The organism is Vibrio sp. D173a, assembly GCF_030248475.1.
This window is the reverse complement of record NZ_JAHGAH010000386.1, coordinates 1-1121: the sequence shown is the minus strand read 5'-3', so window position 1 is coordinate 1121 and position 1121 is coordinate 1. Positions and strand designations below refer to the sequence as shown.

General features: G+C 45.3%; 1 protein-coding gene. It reads left to right on the top strand.

Features of this window, described 5'->3' with window-relative positions:
* Positions 1 to 1121, top strand: a 1121-nt coding sequence (gene malF, locus KIV40_RS26105; RefSeq protein ID WP_285352097.1) for a maltose ABC transporter permease MalF, incomplete at both ends; no start/stop codon positions are given.

Genomic DNA, 1121 nt, shown 5'->3' with positions numbered 1-1121 from the left:
ACCCTGGTATTGCCGGGATGATTCTATTCATCCTTTTCCCGTTGGCGTATACCGTCGGTCTGGCGTTTACTAACTACAGCGCGAAAAACCAGCTTTCTTTTGATCGTGCACAGTCTGTCCTGTTAGATAGAACGTATCAGAGTGGTGAAAGTTTCCCATTCACTTTGTACAAGACTGAGCAAGGTCACCAAATTGTAGTGAAGAATGGCGATGAGCTACTGGCGACGCCAACTTTCCAGCTTGATGGCCTCTCTGCAACGGATCTTGATCTAGCGCCTATCACTGAAGCAACGGGTGACAAAGAGCCAATCAAAACTATTGTTAAGAACCGCAGTGCATTAAGTGGTGTTGACCTTCATCTTCCAAGCGGTGATGACATCCGAATGAGCGGTCTGCGTAAGTTCGCAGCAGTGGTACCACTGTACACGCTTCAAGATGATGGTGAGTCGATCTTTAATAACCGTACACAGGAGATGCTGCGTCCAAATATGGATGTGGGCTACTACCAACCAGTCGATGAAAACGGTCAGTTTGTTGGCAATACGGTTTCTCCTGGTTTCGTCGTAAACATCGGTACTGACAACTTTGAGCGAGTTTGGAAAGACGACGGCATTAAAGAGCCTTTCATCAGTATCTTCATCTGGACGGTTGTATTCTCAATCCTGACGGTAGTATTCACGCTAGTTATTGGCTTAGTGCTAGCAAGTGTTGTTCAGTGGGAAGAGCTTAAAGGTCGTGCAGTGTACCGAGTACTGCTGATTCTGCCTTACGCGGTTCCAGCATTTATCTCAATCCTAATCTTTAAAGGTCTCTTCAACCAAAGCTTTGGTGAGATCAACATGGTATTGAACGCTATCTTTGGTATCAGCCCTTCTTGGTTCTCTGACCCATTCCTAGCGAAAACCATGGTGATGATCGTGAACACTTGGCTTGGTTTCCCTTACATGATGATTCTGTGTATGGGTCTACTAAAAGCGATTCCTGATGACCTTTATGAAGCGTCTGCAATCGATGGTGCGAACTTCGTCCAGAACTTCATGAAAGTAACGTTACCAATGATGATTAAACCTCTGACTCCTCTATTGATTGCGAGCTTTGCGTTTAACTTCAACAACTTCGTA